Consider the following 19,410-nt stretch of genomic DNA (forward strand, 5'->3'; position numbering starts at 1 on the left):
GGCGTGACCGCGCCAGCGGCTTCAGGCCGCCAGTGCTTGTTTGTCGCCCGCCTTGGCCATTTCGCCCAACGCGCGTTTGTATTCGCTCGGGAACACCTTCACGAACTTGCGGCGTGCGCCGTCCCAGTCTTCGAGCAGCGCCTTTGCGCGCGTGGAACCCGTGTACTGGAAGTGACGCTCGATGAGCTCGCGCAGCTGTGCCTCGTCCGTCTGACCGCGATGCCACAGACCCTGGCTCACCGTACGCTCCTGCTCGCCGTGCGGCAGCACCGGATCGAGCGCGACCATCGCCGTGTTGCACTTGGCGGCAAACGTGCCGTCAGCGTCGTACACGTAGGCCACACCGCCCGACATACCTGCTGAGAAGTTACGGCCGGTCTCGCCCAGCACGACCACCGTGCCACCCGTCATGTATTCGCAACCGTGGTCGCCCGTGCCTTCCACGACCGCCGTCGCACCGGAGTTACGCACGCAAAAACGCTCGCCAGCCACGCCGTTGAAGAACGCTTCGCCTTCGATAGCGCCGATCATCACGGTGTTGCCCACGATGATGTTGTCTTCGGCATTGCCACGGAAGTCGTTGGTCGGACGCACGATGATGCGGCCACCCGACAGACCCTTGCCGACGTAGTCGTTACCGTCGCCCACGAGGTCCAGCGTGATACCGCGTGCGAGGAACGCGCCGAAGCTCTGACCCGCCGTGCCCTTGAGCTGCACGTGGATCGTGTCTTGCGGCAGACCTTCGTGACCGTAGCGCTTGGCCACTTCGCCCGAAAGCATCGCGCCGACCGTACGGTTACGGTTACGCACCGGCTGGATGAACGAGACGTGCTCGCCCTTCTCCAGCGCCGGCATTGCCTTCTCGATCAGCGCGTGATCGAGTGCGCCAGCCAGACCGTGGTCTTGCGTTTCGACGTGCAGACGCGGCACGTCGGCTTCCATTTCCGGCAGGTGGAAGATGCGGCTGAAATCGAGGCCCTTCGCCTTCCAGTGCTCCACGCCCGACTTGGTGTTGAGCAGATCGGCGCGACCGATCAGGTCATCGAACTTCGCGATGCCCAGTTGCGCCATGATTTCGCGCACTTCCTCGGCCACGAAGAAGAAGTAATTGACGACGTGTTCCGGCTTGCCCTGGAATTTCTTGCGCAGCACCGGATCTTGCGTCGCGACGCCGACCGGGCAGGTGTTCAGATGGCACTTGCGCATCATGATGCAGCCCTCGACGACGAGCGGTGCCGTCGCGAAGCCGAATTCGTCTGCACCGAGCAGCGCACCGATCACCACGTCGCGGCCGGTCTTCATCTGACCGTCGGCCTGCACGCGGATACGACCACGCAGGCGGTTGAGCACCAGCGTCTGCTGCGTCTCAGCCAGGCCCAGTTCCCACGGCGTGCCAGCGTACTTCACCGACGACAGCGGCGATGCACCCGTACCGCCGTCGTGACCGGCGATCACTACGTGATCGGCCTTGGCCTTCGCGACACCGGCAGCCACCGTGCCCACGCCGACTTCCGACACGAGCTTCACCGAGATCGACGACGACGCGTTCACGTTCTTCAGATCGTGAATGAGCTGTGCCAGATCTTCGATCGAGTAGATGTCATGGTGCGGCGGCGGCGAGATCAGACCCACGCCCGGCACCGAGTAACGCAGCTTGCCGATGTACTCGGTCACCTTGTGACCCGGCAACTGACCGCCCTCGCCCGGCTTCGCGCCCTGCGCCATCTTGATCTGAATCTGATCGGCGGAGACCAGATAGTCCGCCGTCACGCCGAAGCGGCCCGACGCGACCTGCTTGATCTTCGAGCGCAGCGAGTCGCCGTCTTGCAGTTCGATGTCGGTCTCGATGACGTCGCGTCCCACGATCGAGGCGAGCGATTCGCCTTTCTTGATCGGAATGCCCTTGAGTTCGTTGCGATAGCGACGCGGATCCTCGCCGCCCTCACCCGTGTTCGACTTACCACCGATACGGTTCATGGCGACGGCCAGCGTGGCGTGCGCTTCGGTCGAGATCGAACCGAGTGACATCGCACCCGTGGCGAAACGCTTGACAATGTCCTTCGCCGATTCCACCTGGTCGAGCGGAATCGCGCGCTGCGGATCGACGCGGAACTCGAACAGACCGCGCAGCGTCATGTGACGCTTGCTCTGGTCGTTGATGAGGTTCGCGTATTCCTTGTACGTCTGGTACGAGTTCGAACGGGTCGAATGCTGGAGCTTGGCGATGGCGTCCGGCGACCACATGTGGTCTTCACCACGAATGCGGAACGCGTATTCGCCACCGGCGTCGAGCATGTTCGAGAGCACCGGGTTGTCGCCGAACGCGTCACGATGCAGACGCACCGCTTCTTCGGCCACTTCGAAGATGCCGATACCGCCGACGTTCGACGCCGTGCCCTGGAAGTACTTCTGAATCAGGTCTTGCGACAGACCGATCGCTTCGAAAATCTGTGCACCCGTGTACGACATGTACGTCGAGATGCCCATCTTCGACATGACCTTATGCAGGCCCTTGCCGACGGCCTTCACGAAGTGCTTGACGGCCTTCTCGGGCGTCAGGTCGCCGCCTTGCTTGCGAGCGATCTGCGCGAGCGTTTCCATCGCCAGGTACGGGTGAACGGCTTCCGCGCCATAGCCCGCGAGCAATGCGAAATGGTGCACTTCACGTGCCGACCCCGTTTCAACCACGAGGCCCGTGCTCGTACGCAGACCCTGGGCAACCAGATGCTGGTGCACAGCCGACGTGGCGAGCAGCGCGGGAATGGCGACCTGTTCGCGGTTCGTCAGACGATCCGAGACGATGAGGATGTTGTAGCCCGACTTCACAGCGTCGACCGCTTCCGCGCACAGCGAGGCGAGACGCGCTTCGATACCTTCCTTGCCCCATGCGACCGGGTAGCAGATGTTCAACTCGTACGAGCGGAATTTGCCGCCGGTGTACTTGTCGATGTGACGGATCTTCGAGATTTCCTTGAAGTCCAGCACCGGCTGCGACACTTCGAGACGCATCGGCGGGTTGATGTTGTTCGTGTCGAGCAGGTTCGGCTTCGGGCCGATGAACGACACCAGCGACATCACCATGTTTTCGCGGATCGGGTCGATCGGCGGGTTCGTCACCTGCGCGAACAACTGACGGAAGTAGTGATAGAGCGTCTTGTTCTTGTTGCTCATGACCGCGAGCGGGCTGTCGTTGCCCATCGAGCCCACGGCTTCTTCGCCGTTGATCGCCATCGGCGTCATCAGCAGCTTCACTTCTTCCTGCGTGTAACCGAATGCCTGCTGCAGATCGAGCAGCGGCGTCGCCGTGTCGTGGTGCACGCCGGCTTCCTCGACCTTCGGCTCGATCTCGTCGAGCTTGATGCGCACGGCGTCGATCCAGCTCTTGTATGGCTTCGCGTTGGCCAGGTTGTCCTTGAGTTCCTTGTCGTCGATGATGCGACCCTGATCCATATCGATCAGGAACATCTTGCCCGGCTGCAGACGCCACTTCTTGACGATCTTCGACTCGGGGATCGGCAGCACGCCCGATTCCGATGCCAGGATGACGACGTCGTCGTCCGTGATCACGAAGCGCGCCGGACGCAGACCGTTACGGTCGAGCGTCGCGCCGATCTGACGGCCGTCGGTGAACGCGATGGCAGCGGGGCCGTCCCACGGCTCCATCATCGCGGCGTGGTACTCGTAGAACGCGCGGCGGTTCTCGTCCATCAGCGTGTGCTGTTCCCAGGCTTCCGGGATCATCATCATCACGGCGTGGGCAAGCGGGTAGCCGGCCATCGTGAGCATTTCGAGGCAGTTGTCGAACGATGCAGTGTCCGACTGGCCCGGGTAGATCAGGGGCCACAGCTTTTGCAGATCGTTTCCGAGCACGGCCGACGAGATCGCACCCGTGCGGGCGTTGATCCAGTTGACGTTGCCCTTCACGGTGTTGATTTCACCGTTGTGCGCGACCATGCGATACGGGTGCGCCAGTTCCCAGGCCGGGAACGTGTTCGTCGAGAAACGCTGGTGTACGAGGGCGAGTGCCGAGACGGTGCGCGGATCGGCCAGGTCGCGGTAGTAGCGACCCACCTGATCGCACAGCAGCAGGCCCTTGTAGACGATCGTGCGCGCCGACATCGACGGCACGAAGTACTCCTTGCCGTGCTTGAGCTTGAGCGCCTGAATGCGGTGGCTAGCGGTCTTGCGGATGACGTACAGCTTACGCTCCAGGGCGTCCGTCACCATGATGTCCTGACCACGACCGATGAAGATCTGGCGGATGACCGGCTCGGTGGCCTTCACGTTGGGCGACATCGGCATGTCGCGATCGATCGCGACATCGCGCCAGCCCAGCACGACCTGACCTTCCGCCTTCACGGTGCGCTCGAGTTCCTGTTCGCAGGCCAGACGCGACGCGTGTTCCTTCGGCAGGAAGATCATGCCGACGCCGTACTCACCAGCCGGCGGCAACGTCACGCCTTGCTTGGCCATCTCTTCGCGGTAGAACTGGTCGGGGATCTGGAGCAGGATGCCTGCGCCGTCGCCCATCAGCGGGTCGGCGCCCACGGCGCCCCGGTGATCCAGGTTTTCGAGAATCTTCAGACCCTGTTCGACGATGGCGTGGCTCTTCACGCCCTTGATGTGTGCCACGAAGCCGACGCCGCAGGCATCGTGTTCGTTGGCCGGGTCGTACATGCCCTGTGCGTCCGGCGCCAAGTACGCCTCACCCGGCAGCGCTGCTGCCGTCGCAATCGGTTGCTGTTTCTTTTCCACGAGTTACACCGTCTCTTGGCGAGGCCGCCGCGCGCATGATCGTCGCGGTCGACCGGGTTAAGTGGGGTTGGCCGGGCGGGCCAGAGCTGCGGATTCGCGCGCGTCGAAGGTCGTTCTCGGGCGTCGCCACAGGGCGCCGACTCAGCGCGCACGGTTTTCCGCATCGCACCAATCGGCCGAAGTTGGAATATACGCCATGAAATTCACATTGACAAAAGAATTTAATGGGGTCAGATTCCATTTAAAAACCGCACCAAAAGAAGGCTTGATTTTAATGGGGTCAGATTAATTTCGTGCGACGAAGATTTGACAGAAAAATCCGTAATTTCAAATGCTTGGAGAGCTTATCGAGGGGAGCGACAGGCCGGAACCGGCCTGTCAGATTCTTGCATCAGAGGGCGTTGGGCGCCGGTTTGCGGGGACGCCCGCGCGTGAGTGGACTCACCCGACGATTCGCGGCGAGCGACATTCTCGCCTGATATTCGGGACCGCCGAGGAGCCATCCCTTCTGCGTCGCTGTACGCAATGCGTCGACTTCATGCGCCGGCAGCGGGATCGAGAACCCCTCCGCGTAAGCGCGCTGACGCTCGAACGGCGTGTTACCCAACTCCCAATAGAGCGCGTGGTCCGTCACGAGGCTGTCGACCGTCAAACCAATGTGATGGTTGTAGCTCGACCACAGGTAATTACCCGGGGTGTCGACCAGACCGGCACGAACGGGATTGAGCTCGACATAGCGGCTGGCGAGTAACAGATAGTGCTCCGCCTCGATCACCGTGGCGCGATATCGGCCCTCCCACAACGTGCCCGTGCGCTGATGGCGTCGGTTGAAATAGAGCACGTAGTAGCGGCCGACCGCCTGCAACGTGGCAGGCAGGCTGCGCTCGTCGGAGGGCGTCGCGACCAGATGCAGATGGTTGGGCATCATGCACCAGGCGTGGATCGCCAGGCCGTTGGCGCGCGCGGCGTCGCGCAGACGGTCGTGGAACACGCGCCGGTCCTCGTCGTCGACGAAGATTACCTGTCGGTTATTGCCCCGCAGAATCACGTGCTGCGGCTGACGCGGAATGAAGAGTCTCGGTAATCGGGCCATGCTGATTCAAATGTAATGCTTTAAAGCTGGAAATCACGATTTACGAGAGAGTTTCATCATGAAAAATCTCTTTAAATACTGATATCTAGCTAAACCCCGTTGATTCGTACAAAAGTTCTAGATCCGACGATTGCGCACCGAAATCCCAAGCGCATAATGCATCGAAAAATAAATAAATAATCTTGGGAGGAAAGACAAATGACAACTCGGACCTATCGGTCCGCGGCGTGCTTATGCGCGCTCGGACTCGGCATTTCCCTGGCGTCCACCGGCGCCAGTGCACAACAAGCAGGCGATAACGTCGTCAACCTCGGTTGGTTCCACATCGCCCCGCAAGACTCCAGCAAACCGATGACCACCAGCGTCACTCAGGAGGGCCTCACACCCACCCTGGTGCCATCGAACTTTACTTCACCCGGCAGCGGCGCGAAGGTCAGCAACGCCGACACGCTCGGGCTCGTCATCACGCACTTCTTTACCGACAACATCGCCCTGCAAACCGTGGCCGGCGTGCCGGCCAAGTTCAAGCTCACCGGACAAGGCGTGATTGCGCCACCGGGACTGGCCGGCGCGCTCACGAGTATCGACCTCGGCGCGGCACAAAACAACCCGATCGTGCAAAGTGTGCGCCAGTGGAGCCCGGCGCTCGTGCTGCAGTACTACTTTGGACAAGCCAATTCGACGTGGCGCCCTTTTCTGGGTGTCGGTGTGAGTTATACGTTCTTCACGAACGTCAGTCTCAATCCGAATTTTGAAGCGGCGCTGAATCAGAATTTCGGCAGTGTGCTGGCTTTTACTTCCGGACATAACGGGCCAACGACGGTCGAAGCCAAATCGTCGGCGTCGTGGCAACCGGTTTTCAACGCCGGTGTTTCTTATGCATTCGACAAACACTGGGTTGCCAGCGCGTCGGTCTCCTACCTGCCACTCAAAACCACTGCGAACATCAAAATCAAGGCGCAGGACGGAACGGTGCTCTCGTCGTCCGACGCCGAAATCAAGCTCAACCCGATTGTGACCTTCGTATCGGTCGGCTACAAGTTCTAAACCCAGCAGGCGGGACGCCAATTGCGTTCCGCTAGTTGCGGCCAGAATATCGGACTCCGCAGTTATTTCCGAAAGCGTGCCTGACATATAAGGGCACGCTTTTCTTTCGTCCAGCGCTTTTTTCTAAGGGCATTCCATAGGTCGATGCGTGGATACAACACCTTTAGAGCGACACCTCCAGAGTCGCGCTATCCGCGAATTTGCACGGTCGGCATAATGGCCCTGAATTTCATTTAACGAAATTCTCGACAATAAAGAATCTTGAGCAGGAGACGAAATCGATGAAGTTGAAGCATTTGACGATTGCTGCCGCGGCTATGCTGACGGCATCGGGGGCCGCCTTCGCACAGCAAGCCGGGGATACGATGGTCAGCGCAGGCTGGTTCCATCTCTCGCCCCAGGTTTCGAGTGATCCGCTGCATGTGACGGGATCGAATGTCCCGGGACTGGCAAATTTGGTGAACAGCCGTCTGGGCAACACAGGTGCCAATGTCGATGACGCCGACACGCTCGGCCTCACGCTGACCCACTTCTTCACCGACAACATCGCCGTCGAAGGCGTGTTCGGCGTGCCGCCCAAGTTCCGCCTGTATGGCACGGGCAGCCTGGCGCTGCCGGGCGGAGGCTCGCTGGCTTCGGCCAAGCAGTGGAGCCCGGCCATCTTGCTGAAGTATTACTTCGGTAAGGCGGGCGACACGTGGCGTCCGTTCCTCGGTATCGGTGCGAGCTACTTCTGGTACTCGAACATCGAACTGACGCCGGGCTTCCAGCAGCTCGCCAGCGCAAGCCTGACCGGCGGTGCCGGCGGCAACACGACGGCTCAACTGACCAACTCGTGGGCACCGGTGTTCAACGCAGGTCTGAACTGGAACGTCGACAAGCACTGGACGCTGGCTTTCTCGGTGTCGTACATCCCGGTGAGCACGACGGCCAAGCTGACGACGACGCGCGGCCCGATCACGACGACCAGCGAAGCCAAGGTCAAGCTGAACCCGGTCGTGACGTTCCTGTCGCTCGGCTACCGCTTCTAAGTCGCCGCACGACACAAGCTACACCGAGTCGCATCAAGCTGTACTGGAAACGCCGCCTTGTGCGGCGTTTTCGCATTTCTGGGCCGGACAATCATCATCTCGGCGCATGTCAGCGCATTCCGACATCATCTTCAGCCAAAGCGACGCAACTTTCCTTTTTTCGAAACTGTCTCTCCAGGTGTACGCACGCAAGTGGGCGGGCCATAATGGCTAATCGCCTCAGGGTTCCACCGACGTTCGTCCTCCCGGGTTCACCGGACGTCGCATTTCAATACCACCTCTTGGGAGTCTGAAAATGGGAATTGCCTCGAAAGCGGAAACGGCACTCAACAGCAGCATGGAAGACGCACGCTTTGCCGGTCGTCGTACGGCACGTGCGGCGCGGTTGGCGAGTAGCGATGTGTCGTCGCGAGTCCGCGATCTCCTCGACGATCTGGACCACGCGCTTTCCAACGCCAAGTCGGCGTCGGATGTCGAAGCGCTTCGCGCGGAGATCGGAGACAAGCTGCGTCAGGCACGCGACGACTTCGGCGATGCGCGTGCGAATCTGCGTCGTCGCGCCAATGAAGTCTGGGAAGAGGCCGATGGCTACGTGCACGAGCGCCCGTGGCAGACCGTCGGCACGGTGGCCGCAGCCGCATTGGTACTCGGCTTTATCCTCGGTCGCAGCTGATTCCGCTGGTTGTGCGGTAGCGGCGCGATGGCGAAAGAGCATCGCCCTTTAGCCGCGCTTGACTCGACGGAATCAGATTTGAAATGAAAACAGCCGGCAAATGCCGGCTGTTTTTTTGTTTTGCTCTCGTCCCCCGTCGTTGCCAGTCTCCCGTCTCGCAACCGAAAGCCTGCGAACGTCCGACATTCGTGCCTCAAAGCGTCGGTTCGACGCTGAACAGTCTGCGGTATTCCTTGATCGCGTAGCGGTCGGTCATACCGGCCACATAGTGAGCAATCCAGCGCGGCTGATCTTCCGGATTCTCCGGGCGGTAGTTCGGCGGCAACAGGCGCGGTTCGGAAATGAAGGCGTCGAACAGTTCCTGCACGATGCGCTGCGCCTTGGCGGCCATTCGCATCACGAGATAGTGCCGGTAAAGGTTATCGAACAGGAACCGCTTGAGACTTCCCGCCTGTTCGCGCATCTCAGCACTGAATGCGACAAGCGGTCCCGAAGCGCGCACGTCATCCATGGAGAACGGCGAGGCGTCGGCCACGCGTTGACGTGTCGTCGCAATCAGATCGACGATCAGCGCGTTGATGATGCGTCGCGTCGTCTCATGCACCAGACGGCGACCGGAGATGTCCGGCCATGCGAGCTGGGCTTCCGTGCAGTACCGGTGCCAAAGCGGCACCTCGTCGAGCTGTTCAAGCGTCAGCAGACCAGATCGCACACCGTCGTCGATGTCATGGTTGTTATAGGCGATCTCGTCGGCCAGATTCGCGATCTGCGCTTCGATGCCAGGCTGAAGCCCTTTGAGAAAGCGCTCGCCTAGTTCGCCAAGCCCGCGCGCATTCGCTCGCGAGCAGTGCTTCAGAATGCCTTCGCGCGTCTCGAAGCAGAGGTTCAGTCCATTGAAACCGCCGTAGTGCTCTTCGAGTTCATCGACAACGATGAGACTCTGCAAGTTGTGCTCGAACCCGCCGTAGTTCTGCATGCAGACATTCAGCGCGTCCTGCCCCGCGTGACCGAACGGTGTATGGCCGAGATCGTGCGCCAACGCGACCGCTTCGACCAGATCTTCGTTGACGCGCAGATTTCGCGCGATCGATCGCCCGATCTGCGCCACTTCGAGACTGTGCGTGAGGCGCGTGCGGAACAGATCGCCTTCGTGATTCACGAAGACCTGTGTCTTGTATTCGAGACGCCGAAATGCCGTCGAGTGGATGATGCGGTCGCGGTCGCGCTGGAACTCGGTGCGTGTCGTGGGAGCGCTTTCCGCGAAGCGCCGGCCACGTGACGCGGTGGAGCGCGCCGCGTAGGAGGCAAGCGACGCTTCGTAATCGATCATCGCCAGCTCTCCTGTCTCAGACGTTAGCGCGCAGCGTGGCGCGAAGTTCGGCGTCGGGCACGCTCGTCATGAACGCCTGCCCCAACCGGTTGAGCAGCACAAAGCGGATATCGCCGCCTTCTGCCTTTTTGTCGACGCGCATCAAATCGATATACCGGTCCTCACCGAGGTCCGGTCCCGTCACTGGCAGCTTGGCCGCCGCTACCAGCGCCTTGATTCGCTGCACGAGCGTCTCGTCGATAAAGCCCAGACGCGCCGACAAGTCCGCCCCCATCACCATGCCGCAGCCCACGGCCTCGCCGTGCAGCCATTCGCCATAACCCAAGCCGGATTCGATTGCGTGACCGAACGTGTGACCGAAGTTGAGCGTCGCGCGCAGCCCCTGCTCGCGTTCGTCGCTGGCCACGACCTGCGCCTTGATTTCGCAAGAGCGTTGCACGGCATACGTCAGCGCCGCCGTGTCGCGCCCGTTCAGGGCATCGATATTGGCTTCGATCCAGTCGAAGTACTTCTCGTCTGCAATGGCACCGTGCTTGATCACCTCGGCCATGCCGGCCGCCAGCTCACGATCCGGCAACGTCGACAGCGTGCCGATATCGGCCAGCACGGCGCTCGGCTGCCAGAAGGCGCCGATCATGTTCTTGCCGAGCGGGTGATTGATGCCCGTCTTGCCGCCAACCGAAGAGTCAACCTGCGAAAGCAGTGTCGTCGGCACCTGAACGAAGGGCACGCCTCGCATATAACACGCGGCGGCGAAACCGGTCATGTCACCGACGACACCGCCACCCAGTGCGATCAGCGTGGCTTTGCGGTCCGCTTGCGCACCGAGCAGTTCATCGAAGATCAGGTTGAGCGTCTGCCAGTTCTTGTAGGCCTCGCCATCGGGCAGCACCGCCTTCACCACGCGCTTACCGAGACGTTGCAACGTTGCTGCCACCCGTTCCGCATAAAGCGGATCGACGGTGGTGTTCGTCACGATCACGGCATGCGTGCCGCGCACGTGCGGCGCAAACAGCGCATCCTGCGTCAGCAGATCGGTGCCGATATGAATGGGATAGGCGCGCTCGCCAAGGTCGAGTTTCAGGGTAATCATGCCGCTTGTTGGCTTGTTGTCATGTTCTGCGATATCGGTCCGTGCGGGCCACTATCAGCGAGGAAAGGTATCACGGCCATGCGTCACAGGCACTGTCGATATCGCGTCGCCGGTGTCCACAGCATGCGTCGCGCCGACGTCATCCGACGGCAGTTGTTCCGCTCCGGCACCGCCATGAGCGCTATCCGATGTGTCCGTCGCACCCACTGCATCCGCTGCATCCAGCGCATCGGGCAATAGTGCAGCGTTGCTCGGTACGATGCCCGCCATTTCCAGTTGCATCAGCACCATGTTGACGAGCGCATTGACACTTGGTCGCCCGGTTTCGATGATGAACGTCGCGCATTCCCGGTAGAGCCCGTCGCGCTCCTGATACAACTGTTCTAGTCGCGCACGCGGATCTGCCGTTTGCAGCAACGGACGATTCTTGTCGCGACGCGTGCGCAACCAGAGATCGTGCGGATTGGCGCGCAGGTACACCACCGTTCCGCGCGATTTGATGTACTCACGGTTTTCTGCGCGCAACACCGCGCCCCCGCCAGTGGCGAGCACGATTCCGCTGCGTTGGGTGAGTTCGTCGATGGTCTGGGTTTCGCGCTGACGAAAGCCGTCCTCGCCTTCGTGCTCGAAGATGACCGGAATGCGCACGCCCGTGCGCGCCTCGATCTCATGGTCGGAGTCATAGAACTGCCGTCCAAGACGTCGTGCCACTGCGCGTCCAACCGTGGTCTTGCCCGCTCCCATCAGTCCGACAAGTATTACGTTTTCCAGCATAAATCGCTGATATTTGGGTTCCAATCCCTGATGATACCGGTATCTGCGTCGGGCGTGCGGAACGCGTCGCCTCGGGGAACACCCCGAGGAGCCGGGGATGGCCGGGTGGAACGTCATCACGCAGGTCGTCTGACACGGGTGGCGACGCCGCGCTGGCACTCGCGCCGGGTAAGTCACGCACCTCAGGCACGTCAGGCACCTCGCCCACATCTGCCACGGCTTCCGCCAAGGCGATCCGCTCCAGCGCTGCGGTGCCCCGCCCCGCTGTGCCGTCGTCCAACGCGCTGGGAGCACCGACCGCCGCGCCGTCCGGCACCACGCTGGGTGTCAGGAACACCAGCAACTCCGTGCGCCGGTTCTCATTGGCGCGGTTACGGAAAAGTGCGCCCAGCACCGGCACGTCTCCCAGCCAGGGAACGCTTGCGCGGCTGTCGCGCTTCACCTCCTGGTAAATTCCCCCGATCGCGACTGTCCCGCCGCTTTCGACTTGTACCTGCGTCCGGACATGCCGGGTGTCGACGGCGAAGCCTTCGCCGACGGCCTGCCCCACGCTGTCCTTGCGCACATCCACATCCAATATCACTTGCCCGTCCGGCGTAATCAAGGGCGTGACCTCGAGTCTTAGGGTCGCCTTGCGGAACTGCACGGATGCCACATTGCGCCGACCGTTGCGCGTTTGGTACGGCAATTCCGTGCCTTGCTCGATGAGCGCCTGCACCTTGTCTGCCGTGACCACGCGCGGGCGGGAGACCACTCGCCCTCGCCCGCTGGTCTCCAATGCTGAGAGCTCCAATTGCAGGAAACGGCTTGCGGACCGGCCGAACAACGTGATCGCGAGACTCGGCGGGGTCACGCCCGCCAGCGCCGCCGCCGAAAGCCCGACATCCACCGCGCTGCCGGGAGCGCTCGTGTCCCCGCCCGTTCCGCGTGCGCCACCGTTCGCGACGCGCCCGCCAGCCGGCATATCCAAAGATCCCGTGTCCGACGTCGGACGTTTATCGCCGTCCCGTCCCGCAGTCGCGGCACCGTGTTGTCCCGCCAGCCGGACGCCGAGCGATTCGCTGAACCCGTCATCGGCTTCGACGATGCGGGCTTCGATCAGCACCTGCCGCACAGGCACATCGATACGTGCAATAAACGACGCCAGCGCATCGAGCCTCTCAGGCAGATCAGTGACGAAGAGCTGGTTTGTCCGGGGATCCGCAATGAGACCGCCGCGCGCTGACAAGAGACGCTGCCCTTTGCTGTCCTTCTGTCCGAGAATGATCTCCCGCAACGCCTCGGCCCGCGGATAGTTCAGCCGGAACCGGCGCGCAGCCAGTGGCTGCAACGCCTCACGTTTCGCCGCAGCCTCCAGTTGCGTTCGCTCGTCAGCCAGCAGATCGGCACGCGGCGCAATCCAGTCGACACCGTTCACGGATTGCACTCCCAGGCCTGCGCTTCGGATCATGACTTCGAACGCCGTTGCCGCAGACACCCCCGTCACCTCCATATCGAGTCGCCCCGTGACGCGCTCGCCGATCGCCACGCTCCGGCCGGTCAGCCTCGCGAATACCCGCAGCGCGTCTGCAGCCTCAGCACCGTGCAACACCACGTCCACCGCAGAAGGGTCGGTATTCGACAGCGCCCTGCCCGGCAATGCCCCGTCATCGCTCCAGGTGGCCAACAGCCCGCCGGTTGCGGTCCGGCGCAACACCACGCGGCGAGCACCGGCACGCATTGCCCCCACGGACTCAACGCTCTCGACGCTCACCTGAGACATAGATTTGGTCATGGTCACGGCATCTTGGGCAGACCGACGTGTCATGGGCGTGCGAAACACGTCGATAGCATCCGTCGGCATCTCCCATCGCGGTGGCGGTTCAGGCAACGCTGGGAGCGCATGTGTCATCGGCATGTCGAGCGACTCGGCGGGCTCGGCCGTGCGGCGCCAACGATATGCAGAGACGGTGACGCTCAACGATGCTTCTGCGCTTTCGGGATGCGTTGCACCACCGGTGGTGCCCGTTTGCACACGAGGGCCGTCCAGCGCGAACTGCTCCACCACCAGATGCCGTGGCAGCCGATCAACCTCAGCAAGCCAGCCGAGCAAATTCGCGACCGTGCCTCGAACACGCAACTCGGCGCGCTCAGTTTCCAGTTCGCCGGATACTGCCGCCGGTCCCGGACGCGAAAACGCCAAAGTCAGCCCGCTCCGAGAAACCAGCCGCTCAAGATCGGTACGCCATGCTGCAAGGGCCTCGTCGTCAACCTCGGGAGCGTCACTTGCATGCTTTGAGACGGTCGACGAAGCCGACGACTCGCCTTCGGACGCCCCTGCAAATGCCTCTGCCCCCGGCTCGACGACGGGCAGCATGCGTTGCCATGCTCTGGTTTGCGCCCCTTCGTTCTGAAGTCGGCGCATGAGCGACGGTAACTGGTCCGCAGCGTCCTTGGCACGCGCCAACATCTGCCGCTCAACTTCAAGCCCCTGTTTCAGGGCCGCCCGCGCCGGGAGACTCGTCAACCACCCAATCGACCACGCCAGAAAGAAACCCGTCAGCGCTGCAGCGATCGCGAGGCCCCACCGTACAGTCGACGACCATTCGGTCGGTGAAATGGAAACCCATGTCGCCCAGCGCGCCCGCCAACGCGCCCGCACATCATGAAACATGTCACGCACATCGTCTGGAGGGTGATTTTCACTGTACATCCGGCACCTCCTCCCTCGTTTGGCTGTCGATATCCGACATACCGGCCAAGACGACGGGTGTTGGCACGGGTTTCAGCGCGATGCGCAGCGTAAAGCGACGAACGTTCAGTGCTCCGGCCTGCGTCTGCGCGTCCGCCCATTGGCGCCGGACGCTCTCCGGCACCACGCTCGATTCGACCTCGGCGACCTTGCGCACCCAGGGCAACGCACGCAGTCGCTTCTGCGTTTCGCGCACCCGCGATTGCGTCGTCGCATAGCCCTCGATTCGCAGATGCGCGTCGGCCGTCTTCACAACCGACAACCGCACGCCATCGGCGCAGGCCCGCATGATGTCGAGCAGACGATCGGCCGCAGCAGGCCGACGCTCAACCAGCGCAACGACGGTTCTGCGGTGAGCCAGCAGTTCGGCGAGTTGTCGCCGCGTCATGTCGAACGCCGCCACCTCACCGGCCAACCTCTCGTTCGTGGCGCGCAATGCCATTTGCTGCGCCTGCATTTCGCGGCGCTGGTGCAGGTCCCACGCAATGGGCACCAGCGAAGCTGTGGCGCCGCACGCCGCAAGGCACACCCAGATTCGCCATTGCCGACGCATGTCGCGGCGTCGCCACTGTGCCAGCGTGGGAAGGAAATCGAGCGGCGGAAATGCCTGCGTCACCCGCATGCCACCCCCTGCATCGACAGGGCTCTCAGCGCCAGCCCACAAGACACGGCGAGCGCCGCACGCGGCACGAACGTCTCCTGACGCTGTCCTGCGGGATCGGCACCCTCGAACGTCGCGAGCGGGTCGAAGGGACACACAGCCATGCCGCACGCGCTTGCGACAGCGTCACAGATCGCCCCCAATTCCGCCGGGCTAGCGCCTTGCGTCGCCACGTCGATAGCGCGCGGCGCGATCGGCAATGTGCGCGCCAGATCGCGAACGACGCTTGCCAACGCCTCCGGGTGCCCGCGAACACCGTCAAAGCGCTCACGAACGTCCCCGACGCAAACCGCACCATCGAATACCGCCAGATCGATTGTCTGGGCATCGATCTGCAATAGCGCGCACGGCCCGCCTGTTCGATCTCTGCCGACAGAGGCTGCGGGCGCGAATGCCTCGTGATCGTCTGATGCGGACGTTCGCCCTGCCGCACATTGCGCCCACAGAAACGCGCGTCGCCCCGCCTGATGCGCGGCATCAATCGCTTGTGCGCGTAGCCCTGACATTTCAAGCACGGCCATCCTGTCGTCGACCGGGGTCGCTTCGCAGGCATACAGCCGTAGACGATGGCTGCCCGGTTCAGCCCACGCTACGCCGACACGGCTGCGCAAATCGGGGTCGCCGTCGCCTGGCAGCAAAAGCGCCGCGCGACGCTGGCACCACGCCCGCAGCGCGCGCGGCGGAAGGTCCGTCGGACAGTCGATCACCTGCGTTTTCATTCCGTGCGACGGAAGCGCCAGGACGATGGCATCGTCCTGCAACGCCTCCGCCCGCGTGCCCAGACGTTCCAGCAACTCCTCCAGGCGACGCGCCACGGCCTCCGGCTTGACGATGAGTGCGCCACGCAGCATGTCGTCTTCCAGTGCGGCAGCGCCATACACATCCAGACGCAATCGGTCGGTCCCCGGCGTTCGCGTGATGCGAACGAATTGCATACCATTGGCATCGAAGTGGATTCCGCAACCGCCACCGCCGTTGCCCGGCCTTCTCGCCGCCCACTGCTTTCCCATGTGACGCACCCCGCGTAAAGCCGCTGCGAGCATGACTTCCTCCTGCCTTTCGTCGTATCGATGCGATCGATGCTAACGGGCATGGCAAAGCGGTCAAATCGGACGATTCCGAATAGTGGCGAGGGAAAGACGAGCGAAATGCGCTTTCGGAATTCATGCCGTTTTTGGCTCGGACGATTCCTAGCCCCGATAGGCTCAAACTCCGATTTCGGGGGACTATCGAGGGAGGTTCCGGGGCGTTCGTTATAATCGGCCCATCGTTTTTTCCGGTTCTCCCATGGCAAGCACACCCCAAACCGAGACACCCCGCGACAAGCGCCCGCCCAAACCGCGCCGCTCCATCTGGCTGCGTATCGCACTTTGGTTCGTAGGCCTGATCGCTGCGATGGCCGTCTGCGGCGCGTTGCTCGCGGGGTACATCCTGGTGGTGATGACGCCACAACTGCCGTCGCTCGACACGATCGTCGACTACCGGCCGAAGATTCCGCTGCGCATCTATACCGCCGACGAAATCCAGATCGGCGAATTCGGCGAAGAGCGTCGCAATCTCGTGCGTTTCGCCGATATTCCCGACGTCATGAAGAAGGCCGTCCTCGCCATCGAGGACGACCGCTTCTATCAGCACGGCGGCGTCGACTTCATCGGAATCTTCCGCGCGGGCCTCGCAAACTTCACGCGCGGCGGCTCGTCGCAGGGTGCGAGTACGATCACCATGCAGGTGGCACGTAACTTCTTCCTGTCCAGCGAGAAGACGTACACGCGCAAGATTTACGAAGCGCTGCTCGCCTACAAGATCGAATCGCGCCTGACCAAGGATCAGATTCTCGAGCTGTACATGAATCAGATCTACCTCGGAGAGCGTGCCTACGGCTTCGCCAGCGCGGCACGCGTCTATTTCGGCAAGGATCTGAAGGACATCACGCTCGCCGAAGCCGCCATGCTTGCCGGGTTGCCGAAAGCGCCGTCGGCCTATAACCCGATCGTCAATTACAAGCGTGCGCGCGTGCGTCAGGAATACATCCTGAAGCGCATGTACGACCTCGGATATGCATCCAAGGCCGAATACGATCAGGCAATCGCGCAGGAGCTGGTGGTGCGCGGGCTGGGTAGCGAATTCAGCGTGCACGCCGGGTATGTGGCGGAAATGGTGCGTCAACTGCTCTACGCGCAGTTCAAGGACGAGATCTACACGCGCGGCTTCAACGTCTACACCACCATCAACTCGGCGGATCAGGAAGCGGCGTACGAAGCGCTGCGTGCGGGCGTCATGGCGTACGAGTTGCGCCACGGCTATCGCGGCCCCGAAGCCAACATCGATCTGCCGGACGGCAAGGACGAGCGCGAACAGCTGATCGACGACACGCTGGTCGAGCATCCGGACAGCGGCGACATGGTCGCGGCCGTGGTGCTCGCCGCATCGCCCCAGCAAGTGAAAGCCGTGCTTCTGAATGGCGACGACGTCACCGTGACGGGCGACGGACTGCGATTCGCGGCCGCTGGGTTGAGCGCTAAAGCGCAGCCGAAACAGCGGATTCGTCCGGGCTCGGTCATTCGCGTGACGAAGGATGCGAAGGACAATTGGCGCATCGTGCAGATGCCGGACATCGAAGCGGCCTTCGTGTCGCTCGACCCGCAAAACGGCGCCATCCGCTCGCTGGTCGGCGGATTCGACTTCAACCGCAACAAGTTCAACCACGTGACGCAGGCATGGCGTCAGCCAGGGTCGAGCTTCAAGCCGTTCATTTACTCGGCCGCGCTGGAAAAAGGCTTTGCGCCAGCGACCATCATCAACGACGGTCCGCTGTACTTCTCGGCAGCACAGACCGGCGGACAACCGTGGGAACCCAAGAACTACGGTGGCGGCTTCGACGGACCGGAACCGATGCGCGTGGCGCTGATGCGCTCCCGCAACCTCGTGTCGATCCGCATTCTGCAAAGCATCACGCCAGCCTATGCCCAGAAGTTCATCGGGCGCTTCGGCTTCGAAGCGGACAAGCATCCGGCTTATCTGCCGATGGCGCTGGGCGCGGGCATGGTGACACCGCTGCAAATGGCAAGCGGTTTTGCCGTGTTCGCCAACGGCGGCTTCCGCGTCAATCCATTCATCGTGGCCCGCATCACCGATTCGAAAGGCAACGTGATCATGGAAGAGAAGCCGATCGCGGCAGGCGACGAGTCGATTCGTGCCATTCCGGCGCGTAACGCCTTCATCATGAATTCGATGTTGCACGACGTGGCGACGCGCGGCACCGCGGCAAAGACCAATGCACTCAAGCGCAGCGATCTCGCGGGCAAGACGGGCACGACGAACGATTCGCACGATGCATGGTTCGCCGGGTATCAGTCTCAGTTGGTGGGTGTTGCCTGGATCGGTTTCGATCAGCCGCGCAATCTGGGCGATCGTGAAACCGGTGGCGGTCTGGCGTTGCCGATCTGGATCGACTACATGTCGAAGGCGCTGCGTGGGGTGCCGGAGTCCACTCGCGCGATGCCGCCAGGCGTCATTCAGGCAAATGGCGATTACTACTACGACGACTATCCGCCGGGACGCGCCGTCAGCACCGTAGGCCTGAGTGCCGAGACGGCACCGGACGGCTCGGCAGCCCCGGGTCCGTCGACGGGTGCCCTGCCCGGCCAGATGCCTGCACAACCGGGGGCAATGCCAGCACCCGCGCCCGCCCCGGTCGACCGCCAGGAGCGTCAGCGCATCCTGGATATGTTCAACAGCAAGCCCTGACGAACTCAGGGATGACGGGACCTTCGATCACCGCAGCCCATGGAGCTGCGGTGATCTGAAGCCCCCCGTGATCGGCAGGCGCCCGCAATTCCGCAGTTACAGAGAAGTACCTCAGCGAAAGACCCGAAAAGCGATCAGACCGGCTGAAGCGTGACGGACTCTCCAGCCTGTTGCGACGCGAAGCGCGACAAGGCTTCGAACAACTCGGAATCGTCGCGCGTGTCGCGCCACTTGTCGCCCTTCAGGCGGAAGTGGAAACCGCCCGAGCGTGCGGCAATCCAGATCTCGCTCATCGGCGTCTGGACATTGACGATGATCTTGCTGCCATCGTCGAATTCGAGCGTCAGGACATTCCCCGTACGTTCGCAATCGATATCCACATCGCTGTCGTCGACCACCGCCTCGACCGCCGCCTCGACCTGCGTCAGCACTGCCTCGGCGAGCGCCAGGAATTCACTTTCCGTCATGCTAAACT

The 19,410-nt window shown here is 62.2% G+C and carries 12 protein-coding genes and 1 pseudogene; 4 read left to right on the forward strand and 9 right to left on the reverse strand.

Annotation, left to right across the window (positions count from 1 at the left end):
- Positions 1 to 21: 21 nt before the first annotated feature.
- The gene (locus tag PAN31117_RS24255) at positions 22 to 4,755 is read right to left on the reverse strand and encodes a glutamate synthase-related protein (protein WP_370855787.1); all 4,734 of its coding nucleotides are present in this window, start codon (positions 4,753 to 4,755) and stop codon (positions 22 to 24) included.
- A 391-nt stretch (positions 4,756 to 5,146) separates the two neighbouring features.
- A complete protein-coding gene (locus PAN31117_RS24260; RefSeq protein ID WP_150740454.1) occupies positions 5,147 to 5,848 on the reverse strand; it encodes a transposase in 702 nt (233 codons plus the stop codon).
- Between the two features lie 198 nt (positions 5,849 to 6,046).
- On the opposite strand from PAN31117_RS24260, the gene PAN31117_RS24265 reads away from it, so the two are divergent.
- The 3 genes from PAN31117_RS24265 (at position 6,047) to PAN31117_RS24275 (ending at position 8,599) form a co-directional block, all read left to right on the forward strand.
- Positions 6,047 to 6,895, forward strand: coding sequence for an OmpW/AlkL family protein (locus PAN31117_RS24265; protein ID WP_150740455.1), 849 nt, complete (start codon positions 6,047 to 6,049; stop codon positions 6,893 to 6,895).
- A 281-nt stretch (positions 6,896 to 7,176) separates the two neighbouring features.
- A complete protein-coding gene (locus tag PAN31117_RS24270; protein WP_150740456.1) occupies positions 7,177 to 7,926 on the forward strand; it encodes an OmpW/AlkL family protein in 750 nt (249 codons plus the stop codon).
- A gap of 295 nt (positions 7,927 to 8,221) precedes the next feature.
- Positions 8,222 to 8,599, forward strand: a complete 378-nt coding sequence (locus PAN31117_RS24275) for an ElaB/YgaM/YqjD family protein (protein WP_150740457.1) — start codon at positions 8,222 to 8,224, stop codon at positions 8,597 to 8,599.
- A 193-nt stretch (positions 8,600 to 8,792) separates the two neighbouring features.
- Here PAN31117_RS24275 and PAN31117_RS24280 read toward each other — a convergent pair whose 3' ends face one another.
- The 6 genes and pseudogenes from PAN31117_RS24280 to PAN31117_RS24305 form a co-directional block, all read right to left on the reverse strand.
- Positions 8,793 to 9,929 carry a deoxyguanosinetriphosphate triphosphohydrolase gene (locus PAN31117_RS24280; protein WP_150740458.1) on the reverse strand — a complete coding sequence of 379 codons (1,137 nt, stop codon included), beginning with the start codon at positions 9,927 to 9,929 and terminating at the stop codon, positions 8,793 to 8,795.
- Positions 9,930 to 9,945: 16 nt separating this feature from the next.
- On the reverse strand, positions 9,946 to 11,022 hold the full coding sequence (gene aroB / locus PAN31117_RS27375; protein WP_150740459.1) for a 3-dehydroquinate synthase: 1,077 nt from the start codon (positions 11,020 to 11,022) through the stop codon (positions 9,946 to 9,948).
- A gap of 255 nt (positions 11,023 to 11,277) precedes the next feature.
- A pseudogene (locus tag PAN31117_RS27380) lies at positions 11,278 to 11,796 on the reverse strand (shikimate kinase); the annotation flags it as partial.
- Positions 11,702 to 14,488, reverse strand: coding sequence for a type IV pilus secretin PilQ (gene pilQ, locus PAN31117_RS24295; protein WP_150740460.1), 2,787 nt, complete (start codon positions 14,486 to 14,488; stop codon positions 11,702 to 11,704). The gene pilQ and the pseudogene PAN31117_RS27380, both read right to left, overlap by 95 nt.
- Positions 14,478 to 15,149 (reverse strand): PilN domain-containing protein, encoded by a 672-nt coding sequence (locus PAN31117_RS24300; protein ID WP_150740461.1) that lies wholly within the window; start codon positions 15,147 to 15,149, stop codon positions 14,478 to 14,480. The genes pilQ and PAN31117_RS24300 overlap by 11 nt, the downstream gene beginning before the upstream one ends.
- On the reverse strand, positions 15,140 to 16,231 hold the full coding sequence (locus PAN31117_RS24305) for a type IV pilus biogenesis protein PilM (RefSeq protein WP_150740462.1): 1,092 nt from the start codon (positions 16,229 to 16,231) through the stop codon (positions 15,140 to 15,142). Before PAN31117_RS24305 ends, PAN31117_RS24300 begins: the two co-directional genes overlap by 10 nt.
- A 244-nt stretch (positions 16,232 to 16,475) precedes the next feature.
- On the opposite strand from PAN31117_RS24305, the gene PAN31117_RS24310 reads away from it, so the two are divergent.
- Positions 16,476 to 18,935: a penicillin-binding protein 1A gene (locus PAN31117_RS24310; RefSeq protein ID WP_150740463.1), complete on the forward strand. Its 2,460-nt coding sequence runs from the start codon at positions 16,476 to 16,478 to the stop codon at positions 18,933 to 18,935.
- 134 nt (positions 18,936 to 19,069) lie between these two features.
- Here the strand turns inward: PAN31117_RS24310 and cyaY are convergent, their stop codons facing one another.
- Positions 19,070 to 19,402 (reverse strand): iron donor protein CyaY, encoded by a 333-nt coding sequence (cyaY, locus tag PAN31117_RS24315; RefSeq protein WP_150740464.1) that lies wholly within the window; start codon positions 19,400 to 19,402, stop codon positions 19,070 to 19,072.
- Positions 19,403 to 19,410 lie beyond the last annotated feature (8 nt).

Origin of the sequence: Pandoraea anapnoica, from assembly GCF_902459765.1 — a bacterium.
Lineage (GTDB): Bacteria > Pseudomonadota > Gammaproteobacteria > Burkholderiales > Burkholderiaceae > Pandoraea > Pandoraea anapnoica.

What these genes read in the sequence shown, in the direction of transcription:
- cyaY (WP_150740464.1), bottom strand. Translation starts at nt 19,402, where the DNA reads ATGACGGAAAGTGAATTCCTGGCGCTCGCCGAGGCAGTGCTGACGCAG.
- PAN31117_RS24305 (WP_150740462.1), bottom strand. Translation starts at nt 16,231, where the DNA reads ATGCTCGCAGCGGCTTTACGCGGGGTGCGTCACATGGGAAAGCAGTGG.
- PAN31117_RS24310 (WP_150740463.1), top strand. Translation starts at nt 16,476, where the DNA reads ATGGCAAGCACACCCCAAACCGAGACACCCCGCGACAAGCGCCCGCCC.
- PAN31117_RS24265 (WP_150740455.1), top strand. Translation starts at nt 6,047, where the DNA reads ATGACAACTCGGACCTATCGGTCCGCGGCGTGCTTATGCGCGCTCGGA.
- PAN31117_RS24275 (WP_150740457.1), top strand. Translation starts at nt 8,222, where the DNA reads ATGGGAATTGCCTCGAAAGCGGAAACGGCACTCAACAGCAGCATGGAA.
- PAN31117_RS24300 (WP_150740461.1), bottom strand. Translation starts at nt 15,149, where the DNA reads ATGCGGGTGACGCAGGCATTTCCGCCGCTCGATTTCCTTCCCACGCTG.
- aroB (WP_150740459.1), bottom strand. Translation starts at nt 11,022, where the DNA reads ATGATTACCCTGAAACTCGACCTTGGCGAGCGCGCCTATCCCATTCAT.
- pilQ (WP_150740460.1), bottom strand. Translation starts at nt 14,488, where the DNA reads ATGTACAGTGAAAATCACCCTCCAGACGATGTGCGTGACATGTTTCAT.
- PAN31117_RS24270 (WP_150740456.1), top strand. Translation starts at nt 7,177, where the DNA reads ATGAAGTTGAAGCATTTGACGATTGCTGCCGCGGCTATGCTGACGGCA.
- PAN31117_RS24280 (WP_150740458.1), bottom strand. Translation starts at nt 9,929, where the DNA reads ATGATCGATTACGAAGCGTCGCTTGCCTCCTACGCGGCGCGCTCCACC.
- PAN31117_RS24260 (WP_150740454.1), bottom strand. Translation starts at nt 5,848, where the DNA reads ATGGCCCGATTACCGAGACTCTTCATTCCGCGTCAGCCGCAGCACGTG.